The organism is Ruegeria lacuscaerulensis, assembly GCF_013034685.1.
Taxonomy (GTDB): domain Bacteria; phylum Pseudomonadota; class Alphaproteobacteria; order Rhodobacterales; family Rhodobacteraceae; genus Ruegeria; species Ruegeria lacuscaerulensis_B.
In genome coordinates this window covers 1-2,019 of the sequence record NZ_WQGO01000030.1, presented here as the reverse complement: position 1 = coordinate 2,019, position 2,019 = coordinate 1, and the positions used below count along the sequence as shown (strand labels likewise).

Sequence of the window (2,019 nt, the reverse complement as noted above, 5' to 3'; positions counted from 1 at the left end):
TATAGACAACGCAGAACACCAAGACGCAAAAACGAACGACTTTTTCAACGACATCAGCCCAAAGCAGTCGTATAGAAGACCATGAAAACCCAGTGCTATTGGAAAACTATTACAAACCCGGCGGCCCCGAATGACAGATCGGTGCCTTCGTCGCTCACTCAACAACCATCGCTACCACGAGAGCCTCGTGATTCTGACACCAGTGGACGTCTATCATGGCCGCGGTGCGAAAATCCTGAAGGTAAGAGAGGAGATCAAGACGCAGACAATCCGATAACGGCAGTTGCAGAGCCAAGCCGCTGCCACCTAAACTTCAACAGAAACCGAACTAGAGCCTCCGCTACGATACAGCCTGTGTTCTCCAAAATACTCTGACGACGGGCAAAAGGTGTATTGACATAGTCTAAGTGCGTAATGCACATTTAGACTATGAAGTCTGGTCATCTGATAAAAGTCATATCGAATGCGCTTGGTATCGATCAAGCGACAGTTCACTTTGTTGCAAGGAAGCTCCGTGAAGCAGGCTTTCTGACGACAGGAGCTCGTGGCGTGAACGCACCGGATATGACAACGCGTGATGCAGCGAGGCTTACGCTTGCGCTAATGACAGGCGCTCCGCCAAACCGTATAGTCGATACTTTTGAGATTTACCGACAATTCCGGAATGATGAGTTCGAGCATATAGAATCTGCAAAGGTCATTCAGCGTCTCGATTTCAAGCGAGAAAACACTGCGGAAGACTTCCTTGTCTACTTATTTGATTTCGTGTTGTCGCATCGGTCCAATTCTGAATCTGACATATTACTCAATGGATTAGAATTTAACGTCCATGAGAAACCAGCTTATGTGATTTTCAAAAACGCCGGATTAGAAATATATTTTACAGCGGTACATCTTTCCGAAATGAAAATAAACGAATTCGAAGACGACCCGACCGTGTGGTCAAATTCAGGGCCTGCCGGATTGTTTGAAATGGAAGGCATGCATGTCATGCGCCAGATCTCGCTTGGAGAGATAGAGGCTATTGCATCAGAGTTTGGGACTGAGTGATGCCTCACGCAATCAAAAAAAACCAACCGGAAATAACAGCGTCAATTGATCCTCGGGGTAAATTGACCCCAATCGGACCTCCTGGTCAACGTCATGGACCAACGAGCGTCTTGGGAGGCACTAGCAGTGGCTAACGCTAGTCTCACTATCAACGTTAATGAAAAACGCATGCTGAAACAGTCTGAGGCGGCGGTTTATACTGGGCTACCTCCAAAGCTCTTTAAAACAACGTGCCCCGTCCAGCCAATTGAAATGCGGCCCGGCACAGTTCTTTGGGACAAGCGCGATCTGGACAATTGGATTGATGCAATGAAGGAAGGAGCCGAGATGGCAACGCAGGACGTCATTCTTGGCAAATTGTAATGACACGTGTCAGGGTTAGAGGTTTCAAGATATTCGATGATCGGCACGGGAAACCGCGCTGCTATCATCGCGCCACGGGTCACAAGATCGACCTGGAAAAGACTCCAATAGGATCGGCTGAGTTTTTTGCGGAATGCGCCCGCATTGCTGCCATTGCCGAGGCGAGGAAGGCGCAAGCTCTTAAGCCAGGAACCCTTGGCGGGCTGGTCAATGCCTATTTCCAGACTGAACACTATGGCAATCTGTCGGACGCCACCAAGCGCGACTATCGCAAGTGCGCTGACTTCCTGTACCCAATCCGGGACACGCCTGTTTCCGCAATCACGACGCCCCTCGTTTCGGGCATCCATGACAAAGCGGCGGACAAGATTGGCTGGCGGCGAGCAAACATGGTCCGCACCTTCCTGAGTCAAGTTTTTCGCTACGCCATTCCGCGCGGTCTGATCGACCGGGATTATGCGGCAGGTGTCATTCCCAAGCCGCGCCCGAAAAATCGGCCCTATGCCAACCGGCCTTGGACGGTGGAGGAACGCGCAGTTGTGCTGGATCGAGCCGCCCCGCACGTTCGAGTGGCGGTGGCGCTGATTATGAATACCGGCCTTGATC

3 protein-coding genes are annotated in these 2,019 nt (G+C 50.8%); all 3 read left to right on the top strand.

Going from position 1 to position 2,019, the window contains the following annotated elements; all coding sequences use genetic code 11:
* Window positions 1–429 precede the first annotated feature (429 nt).
* A complete protein-coding gene (locus GOV80_RS22210) occupies window positions 430–1,050 on the top strand; it encodes a hypothetical protein (RefSeq protein WP_170787817.1) in 621 nt (206 codons plus the stop codon).
* Between the two features lie 126 nt (window positions 1,051–1,176).
* Complete coding sequence (locus GOV80_RS22205; protein WP_170787816.1) at window positions 1,177–1,413, top strand: hypothetical protein; 237 nt, start codon at window positions 1,177–1,179, stop codon at window positions 1,411–1,413.
* A partial coding sequence (locus tag GOV80_RS22200) for a phage integrase central domain-containing protein (protein ID WP_214648108.1) occupies window positions 1,413–2,019 on the top strand: 607 nt, incomplete at its 3' end. The genes GOV80_RS22205 and GOV80_RS22200, both read left to right, overlap by 1 nt.

Bases quoted from the DNA above. Each gene is read 5' to 3' on its own strand.
- GOV80_RS22210 (WP_170787817.1), top strand. From the start codon at position 430: ATGAAGTCTGGTCATCTGATAAAAGTCATATCGAATGCGCTTGGTATC.